The sequence below is a fragment of the Acinetobacter sp. AS5 genome (genome assembly GCF_048957595.1).
Classification (GTDB): Bacteria; Pseudomonadota; Gammaproteobacteria; order Pseudomonadales; family Moraxellaceae; genus Acinetobacter.
The window spans coordinates 42922-64350 of sequence record NZ_JARDAL010000003.1; the positions used below are offsets into that span (position 1 = coordinate 42922).

General features: G+C 44.3%; 18 protein-coding genes. 4 read left to right on the plus strand and 14 right to left on the minus strand.

Going from position 1 to position 21429, the window contains the following annotated elements; all coding sequences use genetic code 11:
• Position 1: 1 nt before the first annotated feature.
• Both badI and PV763_RS02130 read right to left on the minus strand, forming a co-directional pair.
• Positions 2-784, minus strand: a complete 783-nt coding sequence (badI, locus tag PV763_RS02125) for a 2-ketocyclohexanecarboxyl-CoA hydrolase (RefSeq protein ID WP_101162355.1) — start codon at positions 782-784, stop codon at positions 2-4.
• 75 nt (positions 785-859) lie between these two features.
• Positions 860-1624 carry a glucose 1-dehydrogenase gene (locus PV763_RS02130; RefSeq protein WP_420937290.1) on the minus strand — a complete coding sequence of 255 codons (765 nt, stop codon included), beginning with the start codon at positions 1622-1624 and terminating at the stop codon, positions 860-862.
• A 503-nt stretch (positions 1625-2127) separates the two neighbouring features.
• On the opposite strand from PV763_RS02130, the gene PV763_RS02135 reads away from it, so the two are divergent.
• Positions 2128-2616 (plus strand): MarR family winged helix-turn-helix transcriptional regulator, encoded by a 489-nt coding sequence (locus PV763_RS02135; RefSeq protein WP_034706362.1) that lies wholly within the window; start codon positions 2128-2130, stop codon positions 2614-2616.
• Positions 2617-2703: 87 nt separating this feature from the next.
• On the opposite strand, the gene PV763_RS02140 is transcribed toward PV763_RS02135, so the two are convergent.
• Positions 2704-3993, minus strand: a complete 1290-nt coding sequence (locus tag PV763_RS02140; RefSeq protein WP_312158269.1) for an MFS transporter — start codon at positions 3991-3993, stop codon at positions 2704-2706.
• A gap of 348 nt (positions 3994-4341) precedes the next feature.
• Here PV763_RS02140 and PV763_RS02145 point away from each other — a divergent pair, with 348 nt between their 5' ends.
• Positions 4342-5565, plus strand: coding sequence for a CaiB/BaiF CoA transferase family protein (locus PV763_RS02145; protein ID WP_005251783.1), 1224 nt, complete (start codon positions 4342-4344; stop codon positions 5563-5565).
• 70 nt (positions 5566-5635) lie between these two features.
• Here the strand turns inward: PV763_RS02145 and PV763_RS02150 are convergent, their stop codons facing one another.
• From PV763_RS02150 to PV763_RS02185, 8 genes are all read right to left on the minus strand, one after another.
• The gene (locus tag PV763_RS02150; protein WP_420937291.1) at positions 5636-7318 is read right to left on the minus strand and encodes an AMP-binding protein; all 1683 of its coding nucleotides are present in this window, start codon (positions 7316-7318) and stop codon (positions 5636-5638) included.
• A 76-nt stretch (positions 7319-7394) separates the two neighbouring features.
• The gene (locus PV763_RS02155; RefSeq protein WP_420937292.1) at positions 7395-8891 is read right to left on the minus strand and encodes a flavin-containing monooxygenase; all 1497 of its coding nucleotides are present in this window, start codon (positions 8889-8891) and stop codon (positions 7395-7397) included.
• A gap of 12 nt (positions 8892-8903) precedes the next feature.
• On the minus strand, positions 8904-9743 hold the full coding sequence (locus PV763_RS02160) for an alpha/beta fold hydrolase (RefSeq protein WP_420937293.1): 840 nt from the start codon (positions 9741-9743) through the stop codon (positions 8904-8906).
• A 128-nt stretch (positions 9744-9871) separates the two neighbouring features.
• Positions 9872-11674, minus strand: a complete 1803-nt coding sequence (locus PV763_RS02165; protein WP_420937294.1) for an acyl-CoA dehydrogenase C-terminal domain-containing protein — start codon at positions 11672-11674, stop codon at positions 9872-9874.
• Positions 11675-11884: 210 nt separating this feature from the next.
• Positions 11885-12865 carry an NAD(P)H-dependent flavin oxidoreductase gene (locus PV763_RS02170; protein ID WP_420937295.1) on the minus strand — a complete coding sequence of 327 codons (981 nt, stop codon included), beginning with the start codon at positions 12863-12865 and terminating at the stop codon, positions 11885-11887.
• A gap of 11 nt (positions 12866-12876) precedes the next feature.
• Positions 12877-13665, minus strand: coding sequence for an enoyl-CoA hydratase-related protein (locus PV763_RS02175; protein ID WP_420937296.1), 789 nt, complete (start codon positions 13663-13665; stop codon positions 12877-12879).
• Positions 13666-13702: 37 nt separating this feature from the next.
• Positions 13703-14626: a 2-hydroxyacid dehydrogenase gene (locus PV763_RS02180; RefSeq protein WP_420937297.1), complete on the minus strand. Its 924-nt coding sequence runs from the start codon at positions 14624-14626 to the stop codon at positions 13703-13705.
• Complete coding sequence (locus PV763_RS02185; RefSeq protein WP_148334787.1) at positions 14623-15378, minus strand: class II aldolase/adducin family protein; 756 nt, start codon at positions 15376-15378, stop codon at positions 14623-14625. The genes PV763_RS02180 and PV763_RS02185 overlap by 4 nt, the downstream gene beginning before the upstream one ends.
• A gap of 110 nt (positions 15379-15488) precedes the next feature.
• Between PV763_RS02185 and PV763_RS02190 the strand changes: the two genes are divergently transcribed.
• Positions 15489-15926 carry a PaaI family thioesterase gene (locus PV763_RS02190; RefSeq protein ID WP_103800035.1) on the plus strand — a complete coding sequence of 146 codons (438 nt, stop codon included), beginning with the start codon at positions 15489-15491 and terminating at the stop codon, positions 15924-15926.
• Between the two features lie 120 nt (positions 15927-16046).
• Here the strand turns inward: PV763_RS02190 and PV763_RS02195 are convergent, their stop codons facing one another.
• Genes PV763_RS02195 through PV763_RS02205 form a run of 3 tightly spaced genes read right to left on the minus strand, consistent with a single transcriptional unit; the run spans position 16047 to position 19580 of the window.
• Entirely contained in the window at positions 16047-17258 is a 1212-nt protein-coding gene (locus tag PV763_RS02195; protein WP_004646962.1) for a 3-oxoadipyl-CoA thiolase, read from the minus strand.
• A gap of 25 nt (positions 17259-17283) precedes the next feature.
• Positions 17284-18804, minus strand: a complete 1521-nt coding sequence (locus tag PV763_RS02200) for a 3-hydroxyacyl-CoA dehydrogenase (RefSeq protein WP_005096904.1) — start codon at positions 18802-18804, stop codon at positions 17284-17286.
• Between the two features lie 2 nt (positions 18805-18806).
• On the minus strand, positions 18807-19580 hold the full coding sequence (locus PV763_RS02205) for an enoyl-CoA hydratase (RefSeq protein WP_004280307.1): 774 nt from the start codon (positions 19578-19580) through the stop codon (positions 18807-18809).
• Between the two features lie 455 nt (positions 19581-20035).
• Between PV763_RS02205 and PV763_RS02210 the strand changes: the two genes are divergently transcribed.
• Positions 20036-21334, plus strand: a complete 1299-nt coding sequence (locus tag PV763_RS02210) for an MFS transporter (RefSeq protein WP_004280309.1) — start codon at positions 20036-20038, stop codon at positions 21332-21334.
• The last annotated feature ends 95 nt before the right edge of the window (positions 21335-21429 follow it).

Genomic DNA, 21429 nt, shown 5'->3' on the forward strand with positions numbered 1-21429 from the left:
CTTATTTGGCATATTTACGGAATTCAGGCTGACGTTTTTCTTTCAGTGCATTGACTCCCTCACGAGACTCTTCAGTATCATAATAAAGTTTCAGCGCATACATCCCCATGCCAGCAATACCCGCCTGATGTGCGGTATCCATATTGAAACTGCGTTTGGCAATTGCAATGGCAGTCGGACTACGCTGACAGATTTCTTCAGCCCAGGCCTGCACTTCGGCATCCAGTTGATCGGCCGGTACGCATTTATTCGCCAGACCCATTTCCACAGCTTCCTGACCAGAATAACGGCGGCACATATACCAGATTTCACGGGCCTTCTTCTCACCTACCACACGCGCTAAAAATGCCGTGCCATAGCCGGGATCAACCGATCCCATTTTCGGACCAACCTGGCCAAAAATGGCTTTGTCTGAACAGATGGTCAGGTCACAAATGGTTGCCAACACATTGCCACCGCCAATAGCATAGCCCTGTACGCGTGCAATTACCGGTTTAGGTACATCGCGGATGGCGGTATGCAACTCTTCCATCGGCAAGCCGATCGTTCCACGGCCATCATAATTGCCATCGTGTGCAGACTGGTCACCACCGGTACAGAAAGCTTTCTCCCCCGCGCCTGCCAATACAATTGCACCCACGTTACGGTCATAACCTGCTTTATTCAATGCCTTGATCAGTTCGTCACAGGTGGTGCCACGGAAGGCATTCATTTTTTCCGGACGGTTAATTGTGATCCAGGCAACACCGTTTTTAACTTCATATAAGATATCTTCAAAATTCATTTTCTTTATATCCTGTACTGTTTTTATCTATCTGATTGAACTGTGTTTATTATGAGATTTAATGATGATGTCCGTTTAACCGTTCATGGTTAAACCGCCAGAAACACTGAGTACCTGCCCGGTAATAAAGCTGGCGTCATCACTCAAGAAAAAGGCAATGGCAGAAGCTAAATCATCCGGCTGACCCAAGCGACCCAGCGGAATGGCACGAATAAAGGCTTCACGTAATTTTTCCGGATTTGATGCACCTTCAGTCACGCCTGCAAGCAAAGCCGTATCGGTGGGTCCCGGGCAAATCACTTTTATTTTGATGTTGTGACGTGAGTGTTCACGTGCCAGCGTTTTAGAGAAAGATAACAAGCCGCCTTTACAGGCCGCATAGACTGCTTCACCTGAAGAACCGACCCGAGCTGCGTCAGAAGCAATATTGACAATACTGCCGGAATTGCGTTCAACCATGCCTTTCAGCACTACAAAATGCATATTCAGCATACCGACCAGATTAATCTGGATCAGTTTTTCCCATTCCTGCGGATTGGTTTTAACAAAAGGTTTAAAAATATCCCAGCCGGCATTGTTGACCAGTCCATCAATTGGACCGAGTTCAGTTTTGGTTTTTTGAACCGCCTGCTCAACCACGTCCATTTGGGTAATATCACACTGAATTGCCAGTGCCTGACCATATTGATTGATTTCATTTGCCAGCTTTTCAGCCGCTTCCAGATTCATATCAAAAATGGCAACTTTAGCGCCTTGCTCTGCCAGACGTCGGCAGGTGGCTGAACCAATTCCGCCTGCTCCGCCTGTCACAATCACAACCTTGTCTTTTAGTCCTTTCATTGCTCATCCCTACGCTATTTTGTTGTCGAATTTAATTGGCTGTTGTTTTAATTCGGTGTGTTTTATCTAAAATAGAAAGAGATTGAATTTATGTCAATGCATTTACATAAAATAATAATTATAAATTATTATTTATATATTTATCATTAACTTAATATTTTTAATTATTCAATGTATTGACCTATATTGTTTTTTGGCTTTAGATTAATTTGAATCCGACTTCACTCTAGGGCCAAATTATGTCTTTTGCATGACAGATAATTTATTCCTTTAAAATTAGGAAGAAAACCTTAGATATTTGACGAGTGAGCGCAATGGAAGTGAGGAGAAAAAGAGAGATTTCCAAACCATAAAACTGATTGACTCAGAATTTAAATAGGAAAATTTCTGCAAAAACACTATGATTTTTAAATCAAATTATAATAGAAACTGGTTTGTGCGAAAAAGCGATAGGTTATACTCTGCGCGGCTCGGCTATTTCAGTTTTGAGGATGTCCAATATTGTGAGTGATACGTTGTCAAAAAAATATGATCAATCCTTATATTCTGCTCATAACCGGCTTTTTTTCCGGCTGTTTCAGGTGGGCAACAGCCTGGACCGCAAGTGCCTCAATGAGCTAAAAATATCTCCAGTACATTGGGCAGTGCTGGGTGCCCTGTCCCGTCCAAAAGTTAAATCAGGAATGTCTTTTTCAGATCTGACCGAATATCTGGGGGTAAGCCGACAAAATCTGGATGCCGTATTAAAAAGACTGGAACGTGATGGACTGGTAGAGCGAGTGATCAATGAGCAGGATCGACGTGCCAAAATTGTTGCACTCACCACTGAAGGTTTTCAGACCTGGGATAGTCTGCAGGATGATTTTTTTGAGTTTTATGGACAGGCCTTAAATAAACTGGCTTTTGATGATGTGATTACCCTGATTCATTTACTAAATAAAGTAAATGATGGACTAAAAAGTATTCATCTGCAAAAAGAGTCGGACCAATAAAAAATAGAAAACTTATTTTTAAAATAAATAGATAAAAAAAATGAGCCCTTATGAGGCTCATTTTTAACATCATTGTTTAAAATATCATTATGCTTTTTGTGGGTCGTATTGACGATCTTTGATAAAGATCCCGGACACTGCACCACACAAGAAATAGGCACCGCCCATAATCAGGAAGCCTAATCCAATTGAACCACCACTCGCTGCTGCGCCAATAATCGCAGGTGCAAACATGGCCCCAATACGACCTGCATTATAAGCACCACCGACTGCTGTACCACGGATCGATGTCGCAAAGCTTTCAGTCATATATGTGGCATTAATCGCATATGGAATGCCATATAGGAAGCCGAAGAAAATCAGCAGATAGGCAATATTATCCGGGGTGTTGAACAGCACAATTACCGGTAGGAAAATTGCCGTACCAATCGCGCCAAACGAGAAAACGGCGCGTCGACCTAAACGGTCTGCAGCAAAGCCGGCCAGAACTTTACCAAAAATCATGGCGACATAAGTCCCGATCATATAACCCGCCATTGATTTAAAGTTCATGTGTAATTCAGATTCTAGATAAGCAGGCATCCAGTTATTTACACCGTAATAGCCAAACTGCAGGAACCCAGCCGTAAAAATCCATAAAATAAACATCTTGCGATTCGCAGGATCTGCAAAGATTTCTTTGACGGTACTTTTCTTAACAGGCTGTTTGATGGTTTTTTCAGCGGGTGCATATAAACGCAGTAATCTTGCACGCTGCCACGATTCTGGTTCAGGAACCAGTTTCTGGATAAAAATCGCCATGACGGATGGGATAATCGCGACAAAAAACAGTGTACGCCAGCCATATTCAGGAATAATCCAACCTGCCAATACAGTAGCTACGATATAGCCGACCGTCCAACCTGCCTGTAAGGTACCTAAAATTGTAGTCCGGTATTTGGTTGGTACATATTCAGCCATCAGGGTACTAGCTGCAATATATAAAGACCCGATCCCAAATGCAGACAGAAAACGTAGTACGGCGAACTGTTCATAATTTTGGGTAAAGCCCAAGGCTGCAGTTAATACTGAAAAGATCAGAATTGAAATAACGACTGTACGTACCCGACCTAAACGGTCGCAGGCCCAGCCACCAATAAAACCTCCAATCGCCATACCCGCCAGTGTAAAACTACCCAAGGTACCGGCTTGTAGATTGCTTAAACCAAATTCTGCTTTCAGGCTGTTTAAGCTGAAGGATAGCAGTAGCATGTCCGCGCCATCGACCAAGAGTGCCAAAAAGGCAAATACAAAGGCAATCTGCTGGGTTCGTTTGGTAGTCGGTTTTATCTTTGCGAGTTCTCTTTCTAAAACTTGTTCTCTTACTAATTCCGTCATATTTAAATCTCTATTCCTATCCTTAGGTTTTTTTTCATTCTGATCTTGTGTATGCACACTTCTGTATGCATGCGCTTTAGGCGCGATCCGTTTTTCAAAGCACAGTACTTACTCCTGTTCTTGTAGTCTCATTCCCGAGACTTTTCCCTCTCCTGTTATTTTTGAATCGTATTTATTCTCGTCATCAGGCTAAAGAAGTTAGGATGATTTTTCAATCATTTTAGATGTTTTATTTTGTTAGGCGAAATTAAGTATCATAAAGTTGATTGTTTTTCCATTTTCCTATAGCTTTAAAGCGACTATTAAAACGACATGCAATCTAAATAACATCGAACAAGGAGCGTAACGATGGGTGCTTTAACAGGCTTTCGTGTACTGGATTTAAGCCGGATTTTGGCTGGTCCTTGGTGTAGCCAGATTTTGGCTGACCTGGGTGCAGAAGTGATTAAAATTGAAAAGCCTGATCATGGAGATGACACACGCATCTGGGGACCACCTTGGCTTAAAAATAATCAGCAGGAAGATACCCATGAATCGGCTTACTATCTTTCAGCCAATCGTGGTAAGTATTCGGTTGCCGTAGATTTATCTACCCCGGAAGGTCAAAGCATTATCAAGAAACTCGCAGAACAGAGTGATGTAGTGATTGAGAACTATAAAGCGGGTTCGTTGAAAAGATATGGTCTGGACTATGAAAGTCTGAGCCAGATAAATCCGCGTCTGGTGTACTGTTCCATTACTGGCTTTGGTCAAAATGGTCCGCGTGCGCAAGAGCCAGGTTATGACTTCATTGTTCAGGGTATGGGCGGCATGATGAGTGTTACGGGGGAACGTGATGACCTTCCAGGAGGTGGCCCGCAAAAAGCAGGTCTGGCCTTTGCCGATCTGACCACCGGCTTATATGCCGCAATTGCCATTCAGGCGGCTTTGTTGTCCCGTGAGAAAACCGGTGAAGGTCAGTATATTGATATGGCGCTGTTAGATACCCAGGTTGCTTCCCTCTCTGTTCTGGCCATGAATTATCTCACCTCAGGCAAAGTACCCGGTCGCTTCGGAAACGCGCATGCCAATATTGTGCCCTATCAGGTGTTCAAAGCCCAGGAAGGTGAATTTATTATTGCCTGTGGTAATGATCTGCAATTTCAAGCTTTGTGTCAGGCCGTTGGTCTGGCTAAGGTGGCAGAAGATCCTCGCTTCTTAAAAAATTCTGGACGTGTTACACATCGTGAAGAATTGACCACAGTTCTACAGGCTCATTTCTATACTAGACCGGCAAAAACCTGGGTGGATTTAATCCATGCGGTTAAAGTGCCGGTAGGAATGATCAATGACCTGAAACAGACTTTGCAAGAAGAACAGGTATTGGCACGCGATATGGTGATTCAGATGCCGCATACCTTACGTGAAGATTACACCTCAATCGGTTCACCGATCAAACTCTCCAAGACACCGGTAGAATATAAAAAGGCACCCCCTTGTCTGGGTGAAGATACCGATGCCATTTTGAGTCAATATTTAAGTTCTGCTGAAATAGAAGAACTGAAAAGCAAAAAAGTCATCCAGCAGCGATAAGCCTGCAAGCAATAAAAAAGGAATCTTTCGATTCCTTTTTTATTTTAAATCTAATGGACTAGATCATTCCTTAACAGGCTTTGGCGCTCGGCTGAACAGTACGAGGCAGCTCGCGACGCAGAATTTTTCCTACTGCAGACTTTGGTAATCCAGCCACAAACTCAATGTATTTGGGCAATTTATAACTGGTCAGTTGCTGCTTCAGATAAGTCATGACTTCATCTTGGGTCAGAGTTTCATCCTGTTTCACAATAAATGCCTTGGGTACCTGTCCAGACTTTTCATCATCAATACCAATCACTGCACATTCCATTATTTTAGGATGTTTGGACAGCACGCCTTCCAGCTCATTGGGATAAACATTAAATCCGGAGACCAGAATCATGTCTTTTTTGCGGTCCAGAATGGTGATATAGCCCTGTTCGTCCATACAACCGATATCACCTGTCAGGAAGAATCCATCTTTGGTAAATACCTGTGCTGTTGCTTCCGGTTGCTGCCAGTATCCTTTCATCACCTGTGGACCACGTATGGCGATTTCTCCAGCCTGATTAAGTTCTACAGGTTTTCCTTCATCATTCAGAATCAGAATTTCAGTCCCTGCCAATGGCAAGCCAATCGTGCCACTAAATCGCCGGCTTAAAGGAGGGTTAAAAGTTGCAGTTGGTGAGGTTTCAGAAAGTCCGTAGCCTTCATAAATCTGGCAGCCTGTAACCTCATGCCATAACTCTGCCGTATTTTTCAGAATAGATGCTCCTCCGCCGGTTGTGGTTTTCAGGCGTGAATGATCCAGCTCACGGAAACGTGAATGATGCGCCAAGGCATTAAACATGGTATTCACCCCAGGGAAAACGGTCGGTGGATGTTTCTGGTATTGATCTACCAAAGCATCCAGATCTCTCGGATTTGGAATCAGAACATTGGCGAAACCACGGCTTAAACCATAACTGAACAGGCAGATGGTAAATCCATAAATGTGATACAGCGGCAAGGCACAGAATACATATTCATTTTCAGTGGCATAGCGGTCACCAAAATGGCTGATAAATACGGTACTGTTCTGGGCGATATTAAATAAAATATTGCGATGGCTCAGTTCTGCACCTTTAGAAACACCTGTGGTACCTCCCGTGTATTGCAGAATGACCGTATCTTCCTGATGCTGTACAGGTGTTTTGAAATCAATAATTTCTACCTGATTTATTGCCTGCCTAAAGTCAAAGAACTGTTTATCCGGATATTGTGTTGCCTGACTATAAATAGCACTTTGCTGCTCTTGAATAAAATCCGGCGAATGCGTCGAAATAACATATTTGAGTTTAGGACATTCCTCTAATGCTGTTAATTGCTCCAAAGTCTGTCCAAGGATAATCAAGGCTTCTGCACCTGAATCCTGTAGCTGATGATAGAGCTCGCGCTGGGTGTACATGGGGTTGACATTGACCAGCACATAACCGGCCCGAATAATGGCAAAGGTCGCGATTGGATATTGAATAATATTCGGTAACATCACCGCAATACGGCTGCCAGCAGTCAGCCCAAGACTCTGTAAATAGCTAGCCAGTTTCTGGCTATACACATCGATATCGTGATAGCTGAATTTGCGATCTAGATAGATAAATGCGGTTTTATCCTGAAATTTTACCAAATTCTCAGCAATTATCGTGCTCAGGGTTTTCTCAGGATCTGGCCGGGTAAACTCCGGATTGATATTCCACTTTTTATATTCTTCCATCCATGGCTGACTGCTCATGACTATACTCCTGTCCTGGATTTACAATTATTTTGTATTATTTAAACCATAAGATTTTGATTTTAATTAAATATTTTTACACCACTTTCTGCTGTCTCGATTCAACATACTGGTAGTGATAACCGCTACGAATAAAATGCTGATTTTTATCCCTAAATGAATGAGCATAATCCGGCCAGACCAAAGTCAGCTTGCGACTGACCGGGTCCAGATACCAGCTTTTACAGCTTTCCGATAACCAGACACTACCTTGCGAAAGCTGCTGTAGCTCCTGCATATAGCTATTTTCAGCTTCTTGATCTGCTTCAAAGACCTGAATCTGTTCCTGCTCAAAAAACTGCAAGGCATCCAGCACCAGATCAAACTGGGTTTCCAGAAAATAAAGTGCTGAATTATGTCCACTGCCTGTATTTGGCCCATTCAGGATGAACAGGTTTGGAAAGTTGTGTACGGTCGTTGACTGATAACCCTGCATACCGCTGGACCATTGCTGTTCCAGGCTTAAACCCTGTTTACCCACCACCTTTGCGGCATAGGGTGGACGTGCCGCTTCAAATCCTGTCGCAAATACGATGATATCTGCAGAAAATTTATTTCCAGCCTGGCTTAATACACCGTCTTTCATAACTTCTGCCAATGCTGAGTCTTCAAGTGTGACATTTGGTTTTAGAAAAGTCGGATAATAATCATTAGAAAGCAATAAGCGCTTACAACCAGGTTCATAATTCGGCGTAAGTTTGCGCTGTAATTTAGGATCTGAAATCTGATGTTTTAAGAATTGCAGGCAGTTTTTCTTGACCCGCTCAATCTGGCTTTTCAGATTACGGCTCTGGGCAAAATTGTATTCATTGCCCCAGAACAAGGAATGTCTGAGGGCCGACATACTGTCCGGATCTTTGCGGAAAAGCTGTTTTTCTGACTCAGAATAAGCTCGGTCTGGTCGGGGCAAAATATATGGCGCACTACGTTGCAAGACGGTCAGGCTTTTGGCTGTTTTGGAAATTTCCGGCACAAGCTGGATGGCAGAAGCACCAGAACCCACCACAACGACATGTTGATTTTCCAGATTCAGCTCGTGGTTCCAGCGCGCGGAATGCATCACTTGGCCTTCAAATTCTTCCAGCCCCGGAATTTTCGGGAGATGCTCATCTGCCAGATGCCCGGTTGCGGTAATTAAAATCTCAGCCTGATACAGACCTATAGAGGTGTGAATTTCCCAGATGCGTTCTCGTGCATTCCAGCTGGCCTTTTCCAGTTGGGTATGAAAATTAATATGGGGCCGGATATTTTCCTGATCACAGCATTGAATTAAATAGCGCTGAATTTCTACCCCTTGTGGAAAGACACGCGACCAGTTGGGATTTTTAATAAACGAGAAAGAATATAAATGGGAAGGTACATCACAGGCGACTCCGGGATAGGTATTGTCACGCCAAGTACCGCCCACTTCTGCTGCACGTTCAATGATTTTAAAATCGTGGATGCCCTGCTGTTTAAGGCGGATTGCCATTCCCAAACCACCAAAACCGCTGCCTACAATTAGAATCTTGCTGCGCTGTCCTTTAGCTTGCATTATTTATCTCCTTTAAGGCATATAAGGCTGGATTTTTTGATTCACCGGATATTGTTCTGGATGCTGGCTAAACTGGTTTACCAGTTGCACCACTTCGGCTGGCGCTTCGACATAGAGCGCATGTCCTGAAGAAATTTCGATATAGCGACTGTTCGAAATTGAAGCAAACAGCAGTTTAGCTTGCGCTACAGGCACCATGCGGTCTTCACGGCAAGCCACAATCAACGTCTCTGCACGAATCTCAGGCAAGATCGATGTAATATCAATGCGATAATTCAGTTCACGCTGTTTGGCTGCATCTTGGGAAGGTTTGACAAAGCGTGCCAGATCCAACACCTGCTGTTCGCTTCGTGCAGACAGATAATCATCGCTATACAGGCAATAATTGACAAAATGAGGCAAGGCCGCAGATTGTTCAGTAAATAATTGCTGCCTGATAACGGTACGCAGTTGTTGCACCGAGCTGGTTTTGGCCCAACCGGCTAACAGGATCAAACGCGCTACGCGCTGTTTTAAACTGGCTGCTACTTGTGCAGCAATCACTGCACCGAGTGAATAGCCGACCACTGTAATGGTTTCATCTTCTGCAACCACATGCTGAATCAGTGCTTCAACTTGTTGGCTAAAATCGGTCACCGCCAGATCGGCTTTATCTGGGGTATGTAAATCAATGGATAAAACCCGTTGATGAATACCCAGCATCGGAAAAATATAACTGAAATGCTTGTCGGTATTTCCACCGGTGCCATGAATCAGAATAATGGTGGGAAATGCAGAACGCTGTCCGACTTCATGAAAAGTAAGCTGCAGATCAGCATAAGGACACTGTTGAGTAATCATGTCTAAATCCATATAGACTCCTGATCTTGTTATTTTATGGTTTATTCAATATCCGAGAATAAATCTCAATATTTGAATTGGGTGAGGATGCAAAAATTATTAAAAAAGACCCACGACACGAGTATCGTGGGTCAAAAGGTTTAATCGAATTTGAACTCTTCAGGTTCAAGTAAAAACAGGCTTTCACCGCTCGCCTGAATATTGGCAAAGTGGGTTGAAGTTCTTGGCAAAATACGCGCAAAGAAGAATTGTGCAGTTTTGATCTTGGCTGCATAGAACGGATCAGTATTGCCTTCTTCAATTTTCTGCTGCGCAGTAATTGCCATTTTCAGCCACAAATAAGCGGACACGACATAACCAGAGAAATATAGGTAGTCAACTGATGCTGCCCCAATTTCATTGGCAGACTGTTGAGCCTGCTCCTGAATGGTTCTGGTTAATTTCAGCCATTGTTCAGTCAACTGGCTGACTTGTGCAACTTGCTGGCTGAACTGGACATGTTGCTGATGCTCTTTTACAAAGCCCTGAATTTCATCGGTTAATGCGGTCAGCAAACCCAATTTTGAGCCCAGCACTTTACGCGCCAGCAAGTCAATGGACTGAATTTCAGTAGTTCCTTCATAGAGGCTGGCAATACGTGCATCACGGGCAATCTGTTCCATGCCATGTTCAGCAATATAACCGTGACCACCGAAAATCTGCATACCATGTTTAGCCGCTTCTATGCCGGTTTCGGTCATTAATGCTTTGGCAATAGGGGTTAATAATGCTAGACGGTCTTCAGCTGCTTTCTTTTCTTCCGGGCTGTCAGTGGCTTCAGCGATATCGGCATAGGTCGCCAGATAATATGCAAGTGCACGTGAACCTTCTGCAAACACCTTTTGAGTCAGCAGCATGTTACGTACTGCCGGATGCACGATAATCGGATCTGCAGGTTGGCCTGGCGCTTTCGCACCTTCAAGTGAACGCATCGCCAGACGGTCTTGGGCATAAGCCAATGCCCCCTGGTAAGAAGACTCTGCTGCTGCCAAGCCTTGAATGGCTGTACCGATACGTGCCGAGTTCATAAAGGTAAACATGCAGTTTAGGCCGCGATTTTCAGGCCCAATCAGGAAACCTTTGGCATTATCAAAATTCAGCACACAGGTCGCGTTACCGTGAATGCCCATCTTGTGTTCAAGAGCGCTACATACCACGCCATTACGGGAAGCCACATTACCAGCTTCATCCAGATTGTATTTCGGCACAATAAACAGCGAAATACCTTTGGTTCCCGCAGGTGCATCTGGCAAACGTGCCAATACGATATGCACGATATTTTCAGCCAGATCATGTTCACCGGCTGAGATAAAGATTTTCTCGCCACTGATGCTATAGCTGCCGTCTTCATTTGGCACTGCTTTGGTACGGATTAAACCTAGGTCAGAACCGGCATGAGATTCAGTCAAGCACATGGTTCCAGTCCAGCGGCCTGCAATTAAAGGTACCAGAAACTTCTGTTTCTGTTCATCGCTACCGTGGTGCTCTAAAGTACGCATGGCACCATGGGACAGGCCTGGGTACATGCCCCAAGACCAGTTCGTTGCGGTAATAATTTCAGAAATGGCAATACGGTATAAGGTCGGGAAGCCCTGACCGCCATATGCTTCGTCACCAGTTAATGAGGTAAAGCCGAGTTCTACATATTTGTCATAAGCTGCTTTAAACCCATCCGGGGTGGTTACGACGCCATCCTGCAAACGGCAACCCTGCTGGTCGCCTGTCGCATTAATCGGTAGAAGTTCGTTTTGGCAAAAGTCCGCAGCGACTTCCAGATATTGCTCCATAATATCCATAGAAACCTTGTCTGCGAATTTTGCATAGCCCTGATATTTCTGTTCAACGTTTAACAGGTCTTTCAGGACAAACTTCATGTCTTTTAATGGCGCAATATAATTTCTCATCGTAATTCCCTTGTATGAGTTCTAATTTATATATTTATGACAATTAATTTCATAATACGAAATTATGTTTTAAATCCACTATAATATAATTTAAAGAATAAAATCTAGTCATTCGATGAAATTTCCCATTTAAAAATAAAAAATATACAGGATGAAAAAAGCCATTCATGGTGGAATGGCTTTTCTATTCAGCGACTTCACTAAAGTTGATTAACGTGGAAAAAATTGAGCTAAACGCTGATGAACGATCTGCTCTGCCTCCTGCATGATATTTTCGATCAGCGCCTGACAAGTCGGAATGTCATGAATCAATCCCATCACTTGACCTGCAGTCAGTACACCAGCATCAATATCGCCATTTTCTAAAGCGAGCTTGCCTTTTAAACCGCTGACATAAGGCCGAATCTGTTCAAACTCCAGATTTGGATCTTCACTCATTTTAACCACTAGATCAGATACCGCATTTTTGGCAACACGGGCAGTATTCCTGAACTGTCGATATAGCAGATGCGTCGCCCTTTCATCATTATCGACATAGAACTGTTTGATGTTTGGATGGATCGGCGCTTCCTGAGTGGCACAAAAGCGTGTACCCATATTGATGCCTTCAGCACCTAAAGCCAAAGCTGCGACCAGACCACGGCCATCAGCAAAACCGCCACTGGCCACAATCGGCACAGTGAGCTGATCAGCAGCGGCAGGAATTAAAATCAGGCCAGGAATATCATCTTCACCCGGATGGCCCGCACATTCAAAACCATCAATCGAGATGATATCCGCACCGATTCTTTGTGCTGAAAGCGCATGACGGACGGAAGTACATTTATGAATGACAATAATGCCGTGTTGCTTAAACGCCTCAATATGTTCATGTGGCTTGTTGCCTGCTGTTTCTACGATTTTGATACCGCTTTCAATGATCGCCTGTCGGTATTCTGCATATGGCGGCGGATTCACAGCGGGCAATAAAGTCAGATTGACCGCAAAAGGCTGATCGGTCATTTCTCGGCAGCGTGCAATTTCCTTGACCAAGGCTTCAGGCGTCGGTTGAGTCAATGCCGTTAATGTTCCCAAGCCACCTGCATTAGATACGGCACTGGCCATTTCTGCGGTACCGACCCACATCATGCCGCCCTGAATAATTGGATAGCGAATGCCTAAAAGCTCGGTAATACGGGTCTGAATTTTCATAAATGCTCTCCTTAGCATCCGGTAAATTGTGCAGGGCGTTTTTCGACAAAAGCCTGGACACCTTCTTTATAGTCCTGACTGCTCAGAGCCAGATATTGCAGGTTTTGTTCCAGCTCCAGTTGCTGGTCCATGTTATTTTCAGCACTGCGTTGCAAGGCCTGTTTGGTTAAAGCCAGTGCATAGGTCGGCTGTTGAGCTAATCGCTGTGCAATGTTGTCGATATAAGCATCAAATTCTGTATCTGGAAGCATTTTCCAGATCATGCCCATTTCAGCGGCCTCTTTGGCATGCACCGGTTCCCCCAGAAAAGTAAGTGCCATGGCACGTGCATAACCGATTAAACGTGGCAACATCCAGGTGCCACCGGCATCAGGAATCAAGCCAATTTTAGAAAAGGCCTGAATAAATCGGGCACTTTCCTTGGCAATGACCAGATCACAGGCCAGCGCGATATTGGCACCTGCACCAGCAGCCACACCATTCACTGCTGCGATTACCGGTTTGGGACTCTGGCGGATCAGATTAATCAAGGGATTATAGTATTTGGCCAGCGAGCCTTGCGGTGGCAAAGGCACATTGCCGAGCTGTCCAGCACGTTCTTTTAAATCCTGTCCCGCTGAAAACGCCCGGCCTTTGCCGCGAATCACAATCACTCGAATATCCGGATCTGTATTCCAGTTTTTCAGCACCTGCTGCACTTCCTCATGCATTTGCCGGTTAAAACTGTTGAGTGAATCCGGACGGTTAAAGCTTAAGGTTGCGACGCCTTGCTGAACCTGAGTTTGAATCGTTTCCCACATCATCAATTTCCTTATTTTTTTGCCTGTATCCCTACAATTAATAGCCCTTATTGACATCTACCTGATGACACAAATCCAGCCCGAGATTTAAGCGTCGGTCATTTTCCAGAATCTGTTCCACCACCACAGACATTGGTGCATGTGAGGCAACGTGAGGCGTAACTACGATCTTTTCATGCTGCCAGAATGGATGTTCAGCAGCTAATGGCTCCTGTTCAAATACATCGACAATTGCACCACGTAACTGGCTGGAATCTAATGCATTTAATAAATCTTGCTCAATTATATGCTGACCCCTCCCGACATGAATTAATGCCGCCTGCTCAGGCAACCGCTGAAATAATTCAGCAGAAAGAATGCCGGTATTCTCTTCAGTAAGTGGTAGCAGATTAATCAGGATCTGGCTGTGGGCCAAAAACTCGGAAAGTTGTTCTGATCCCACATAGCTTTTGACCTGAGCAATCTCTTTTGGGGAATTGGACCACCCAGACACTTGATAACCCATGTCGGCAAAACGTTTTGCCACATAACCACCCATATGGCCAAGGCCCATAATCCCAATCTGGATATGATGGCTATAACTTTGACGATACTGTTTCCATAGCTGCTGCTTTTGCTGCTGGATCATGCGGTCAAAATAACGCTGGAAATACAGCACGCCCCAAAGCAGATAATCAAACATGCCCTTTTGATGATGTGGATCGAGTACCCGGCATACGGCTTGTTCCGGTCGTATATCATTCAAGTTTAAATGCTCGACCCCGGCAGCAATCGAATGAATCAGGCCAAGTTCTGGAAGTTTTTGGAGTTTTTCCAGATCTGGAAACCAGGCAGCAACTGTCGTTGCCTGATCAGCTTCTGGACTGTCCACTGTACAAAAACTGCCCTCAGGCGCATATTTCTGAAAAGACTTCACCAGAATGACTTCAATATTCGGCACAGTACTGGATATTACAATCATGATGCATACTCCGTATATTGATGCTCAATCAGGGATAAAGCAGCCTGCCAGGCACGCTGTAAAATCGGTTCAACCAAAGGACTGGCGAACTGCTTGGCGGTTTTAATTCGGACTTCTTCTGCTGGATAATGCAGTTCGGCACCGCCACTTAAGGCTTTCACCTGTGCCTGACAGGCACGCTCAAGGAAATAGATTTCATGAAAGGCCCGTGCAATGGTTTCGCCAGCTGTTAAAAGTCCGTGATTGCGTAAAATCATGGCGCGATGGCCGCCTAGGTCCTGAATCAGGCGTTCCTGCTCATCTGTTGAGAGTGCCACGCCTTCATATTCGTGATAGGCCACCTGCTGATAAAATTTCAGCGCATGCTGGGAAATGGGAAGAAGTCCGTGTTTCTGTGCAGACACTGCTATGCCGTCTGCGGTATGCGTATGAATGACACAGTTCAGATGAGCATGTGCTTCATGAATTGCGGAGTGGATGACGAAGCCAGCCATATTCACTGGCTTGTCCTGTTCATAGCTTTCTACGACCTGCCCTTCATGATTAATCTTGACCAGCGTTGAGGCACACATTTTTTCAAAAGCGACACCATACTGATTAATCAGAAAACAGTCAGGCTGATCAGGGACTCTTAAACTGATATGGGTATCAATTAAATCAGTCATCCGGTAATGCGCAATAATGCGATAAAGCGCTGCGAGTTCACAACGTGCCTGCCATTCAGCATCTGTGACGAGATTTTTTATTGTCATCGTTCCATCCTGGAAAAATATAGCATTTCGATCACTATCTGTTATATCATAATTTTAGAAAAACAGAATATTATTTCATAAAGCGAAATAAATCATTACAAGGAGTTGATATGCCCACATCACAATTAAACGGACTCGAATATCTAACCGCAATTAAGAATGGGGAAATTTCCAGTTCAGCCATGAGTGAAATTATTCCCATGCGTCTGATCTTGGTGCGCGAAAACTATGTGGAATATGAGGTGCGTCCTGATCAGCGCCATTATAATTTACAGGGTGGTATTCATGGCGGCTTTTGTGCAACGGTTCTAGATAGTGCCACTGGCGCTGCCGTGCATACGACAGTAGATGCAGGTGTCAGTTTCTCGACTATTGACCTGAATGTAAAAATGCTGAAAGCGATGAAAAGCGGCGAAACCTATACAGCTATTGGTGAAGTCATCCGGATCGGGCGTAATGTACTGACCTCAGAAGGCCGAATTATCGATAAAGAAGGTAAAGTTTATGCTTTTGGTTCAGCGACTTTATTAGTCACTGCCCGTAAGTAAATCATTACAGTGATGTAATCAATCCCTGCATGTGCAGGGATTTTTATTTTGAAAGAAGAATCCCAATAAAGAATGCCATGCATATCATAGATACATGGCATTAAGACTATGACTAAACTGTTATGCAGCTTCAGGGTTTTCAATCACCATCGCCAAGCCTTGACCCAGACCGATACACAGACTAATCACGGCATATTTTTTACCGGTACGCTGTAACTGACGTGCAACGGTTAAAGCCAAACGCGCACCCGAACAGCCCAGTGGATGACCAATGGCAATCGCACCACCATTTGGATTGACACGCGGATCATCCAAAGCGACATCCAGACCTTTCAGGCAAGATAATACCTGACTGGCAAAGGCTTCATTAATCTCGATGATATCCATATCGTCTAGCGTCAAACCCGCACGCTGTACTGCCTTTTTAATCGCTTCAATTGGGCCTGCTCCCATGATGCGTGGCTCAATGCCAGCGGCTGCAGAAGACAGAATACGAGCTAAAGGTTTTAAGCCATACTGTTCCTGCACTTTTTCACTGCCGATAATCAGTGCTGCAGCGCCGTCATTGATTCCTGATGCATTACCTGCTGTTACTACACCACCTTCAAATAGCGGTTTTAACTTGGATAAAGCTTCAAATGTTGAAGAAGCACGTGGATGCTCATCCTCAGTAATTTGTTTAGGCGGCAATTTGCGTCCTTGAGAAACTTCAATCGGGGTAATTTCACCTTCAAAGAAACCTGCTTCTTTCGCTGCCTGATATTTTGCCTGTGATGCAGCAGCAAAGGTATCAGCCTGTTCACGGCTAATACCAAATTCTTCAGCCACGTTATCACCTGTTTCAGGCATACTGTGCGCGCCAAACTGATCCGTAAATTTACGGTTCGGGAAACGGGTACCAATCGTGGTGTCATAAATTTTGGCATCACGTGAATAAGCACTTTCTGCTTTGCCCATCACAAAAGGCGCGCGGGTCATACTTTCTACGCCACCGGCAATGTACAACTCGCCTTCACCTGCAGTAATGGCACGTGCCGAATCAATCACAGCACCGAGACCTGATGCACATAAGCGGTTTACCGTCTGACCTGGAACTGTTACCGGCATACCTGCTAACAATGCTGCAAAACGTGCCACATTACGGCTGTCTTCACCGGCCTGGTTGGTGCTACCAAAGATTACATCTTCTACATCTGCTGCCGGGATACCGGTTTTTTCCAGCAGGTTTTTAATGACTGTTGCTGCCAGATCATCTGGACGTACGCTTGCCAGACTGCCTGCATGGCGACCGATTGGCGAACGTAAACCATCATAAATATATGCATTTAACATGAGTGTTATTCCTTTAACTTTCTAATTAATGTGTTGTATGAACAAGTGGTAGACCAAGCTGAACGCGGCGACGCAACCAAGGACTTGGACGGTAACGCTGGTCACGGGTAATCGCAGTCATACGATCCAGAATTTTTAGAATTTTTTCAGCTCCCAGCACATCCCCCCATTCAATTGGACCATATGGATAGCCAAGGCCTAATTTCACCGCGATGTTGATATCTTCCACCGTTGCAACGCCTTGCTGGGCAATATCACAGCCGAGATTCACAATCATTGCCAAAGCACGTTGAGCCACAAAGCCGACGCTTTCCTGAATTACACTGGCGGTCACACCATCCAGATTGAAAATCGATTGGGCTGCTTTTACCAGCTCAGGTTGGGTGACAAAAGTTGGCATCAAGGTACGGTGTTTGTTCAGACCATATAGCAGATCGATACACACCACTTGCTGAGGTGCCAGCTGATAACGGACAGCGGCTGAAGTTGCATCTTCACCATAAGTGGCAATCAGGATTAAAGCCTCTGCTGAAGGTGTCTCAGTTTGCTCAATCTGGATATTGAACTGCTGCAGATATTGCTCAAGTGCCTGACGGTCTTCGTCATATTCGGTGCCTAGCCAGACTGATGGATATTGACTTAACTTTTCAACCAATGCTGGAGCAACATCACCTTCTTTGCTACCCGAAGTGTAATCATAGAAACCTTTACCGGTTTTACGACCTAACTGCTTGGCAATAAAACGCTGACGGGTAATCACGCTTGGACGGTAACGTGCTTCTTCATAATACTGATGATAAATCGATTCACTCACCGGGTGCGAGACATCCATACCGGTCAGATCACCTAATTCAAACGGCCCCATTTTGAAACCGATTCCGTCACGGTAGATCCTGTCAATATCATAAAATGGTGTGACATTTTCATTCAAAATTGCATAGGCTTCGCTACCAAAGGCACGGCCGGCATGGTTAATGATAAATCCTGGAGTATCTTTAGCTTTGACCGGACGATGACCCATTTTTGTAGAGAGCTGGGTTAATGCTTCAATAATATCAGCGCGGGTATTGAAGCCTTCAATCACTTCGACCACTTTCATCAGTGGTACCGGATTAAAGAAATGATAACCGGCCACACGTTCTGGCTGCTTACAGTTGGCAGCGATTGCACTGATCGACAATGAAGAGGTATTGGATGCCAGAATCGCTTCTGGTTTTATCATTCCTTCCAGTTGCTGCATCAGTTTTTGCTTGATTTCCAGATTTTCAATAATCGCTTCAACAATCAAGTCACAATCTTTCAGGTCTTCTAGCTGCTGCGCAGTCGACAGATGAGCAATATCTTCAGCGGCTTTTTCATGGCTGAATTTACCTTTATCTGCTAAGGTATTTAATGTTTTGGCCAGTTTATCCTGTGCCTGTTCGGCTGCCCCTTCTTTGGCATCAAACAGTACCACATCATGACCAGACTGAATCGCGATCTGGGCAATACCTGCACCCATCGTGCCTACACCAATAATGCCGATTTTCTGAATCTGAATACTCATGCTTATCGTCCCTGATAATTCGGTTTACGTTTTTCAATAAAGGCCTGCATGCCTTCTTTTTGATCTTCGGATGAGAACAGCATCTGGAAAGACTTACGTTCCAGGGTAAGTCCGGCATTAAGCGGCACATCTTCAGCCAGTAAAGCCACTTCCTTGATTTGTTCAAGCGCAATTGGCGGCATTTTTGCCAGACCTTCAGCCATCTTGATTGCTGTTGCAAGGGTTTCGCTGTCTTCCGTTACTTGAGACACTAGGCCAATCTGATAAGCTTCCGGCGCTGGTATCAGACAACCCGTCATGATGATACGCATCGCATGGAATTTACCCACGGCACGGAATAATCGCTGGGTACCACCGGCACCCGGCATGACACCCACTTTCACTTCAGGCTGACCAAACTGGGCGCTTTTCCCGGCAATAATAATATCTGCATGCATCGCCAGTTCACAGCCACCACCAAGTGCATAACCGTTTACAGCTGCAATCACCGGTTTTGAACACTGTGCAATCGCCTGCCAGTAACGTTCAGTCCGGCGCTGCATCATTTGAATGGTTTCTGCATTGGCCAGTTCTTTAAGATCGGCACCTGCTGCGAAATCTGTTTCACCACCGGTAAGAATAATGGCACGTACATTTTCATCGTCATTCAGTTGCAAAAAAGCCGCCGCAAGTTTCTGACGCACTTCTGTATTCAGGGCATTTTTCGCTTCTGGTCGATGAATTTTAACCATCGCTACATGAGTTGAAATTTGTTCTATTTGAACGACCTGTTCCATTAAAAAACTCCATTTATTTTGTATAGCGAAATTTTATTTTATATAAAACTAAGGTTTCTCAAGCTATAAATCAAGGATTTTTAACTCCAGAATGCAAAAAAGTTATTTTTTACTAAAAATAGAGTAAAAACTCTTGTTCATCTGGTTATTTTATGATTAATTGATTTCGCAATACGGAATTAAGTATTTTAAACTCAATCTGATTATTCATTTAAATGAATAATCGCCATAAGGCTGAACTTAAAGTTAATTTACGAAATCAAATTTTCCAGCAATGAGATGATTTTGATTTAGCGTAAAGCATGAAAAATCGAATGTAGCCTGATAATAAATGCAGCGGCTGTTGTGTGCAGAGCGAGTCTGTTAAATCAGGAAAACTATGTTTCCGTGAGGAAGAAAAATGGATTTAGCGGTAGCAGAGGAAATGCTACTTTGAATATATAGAGGATATAAGAATGACAAGCGATACCATCGTAACAGGAGACAATAAAACCGATGTCTCCTCCACGGATACCATTAAACAGGCACCAAAACGTCTTTGGATGACGGCTTTTATCTTTGCTTTTCTGATTTTGCTCTGTGACGGTGCAGATATCGGGATTCTGGCTTTTAGTCTGACCAGTCTGAAAGCTGAATGGGGCCTGACTTCTGTACAGGCGGGTGCCTTGGGAAGTTATTCTCTTTTAGGTATGGGGATCGGAGGCTTTATTGGTGGATGGGCATGCGACAAATTTGGACGTGTCCGCGTCATTGTACTGGCCACCATCGCCTTCTCGATCTTGTCAGCCTACTCAGGTTTTGCTCAGTCTTATACTGAATTTGCAATTTTACGTACTCTTTCTTGCTTGGGTTTAGGCTGTTTATATATTGCCTGTAATACTCTGATGTCAGAATACGTACCGACCAAATACCGTACTACTGTACTGGCAACATTGATGACTGGTTTCACTTTAGGTTCATTGGTGATTACCATGATTTCAGGCTGGATTATTCCTGAGTTCGGCTGGCGTATGCTGTACTGGATCACCATTGCTCCATTAGCTTTGGGTATCCTGATGCACTTTATGGTGCCAGAGCCAGAATCATGGAAACGTGTCCGTGAAATGAAAAGAACTGGTCAGATTGTGGATAACGATACCAAAAAAGGTAATCCATACATCACCATTCTTAAAGATAAAACTCATGGCAAGATGTTCATCTTGTGGTCTTTCAGCTCCGGTTTCCTGTTATTTGGTTACTTCGGTGTAAGTAACTGGTTGCCAAGTTATCTTGAAGCTGAATTAGGCATTAAGTTTAAAGAAATGGCACTGTATATGGTGGGTACATTCATCACCATGATTTTTGCCAAAATCATTGCAGGTTATGTTGCTGATAAAATTGGTCGCCGTATTGTGTTTGCTTTCGGCACCATGGGAACAGCGCTATTTATCCCTGTCGTGGTGTATATGCATAATGCCGATAACATTGGCGTACTGATGCTAATCTTCGGCTTCCTGTACGGTATTCCATATGCCATCAATGCAACCTATCTAACCGAAAGTTTCCCGACTGGTGTTCGTGGTACAGCGGTGGGCGGTGCATTCAATATTGGTCGTATCGGTGCAATCTTTGCGCCAATTACGATTGGTTATCTGGCGATGCATGGTTCGATCGGTACAGGTCTGTTGGTAATGGGTGCAGCATATTTCCTATGCGGTTTGATTCCTGCCCTGTTTATTAAAGACCGTTTATACGATCCGCAAAAAGCAGAATAAACCCTACTTCGGAAGGCAGGTCAAATCGCTGCCTTCCTCACTTCAAATATTTACAACACGTCAGTATAGAAAGGTCTCCTTTCATTCAGGATTAA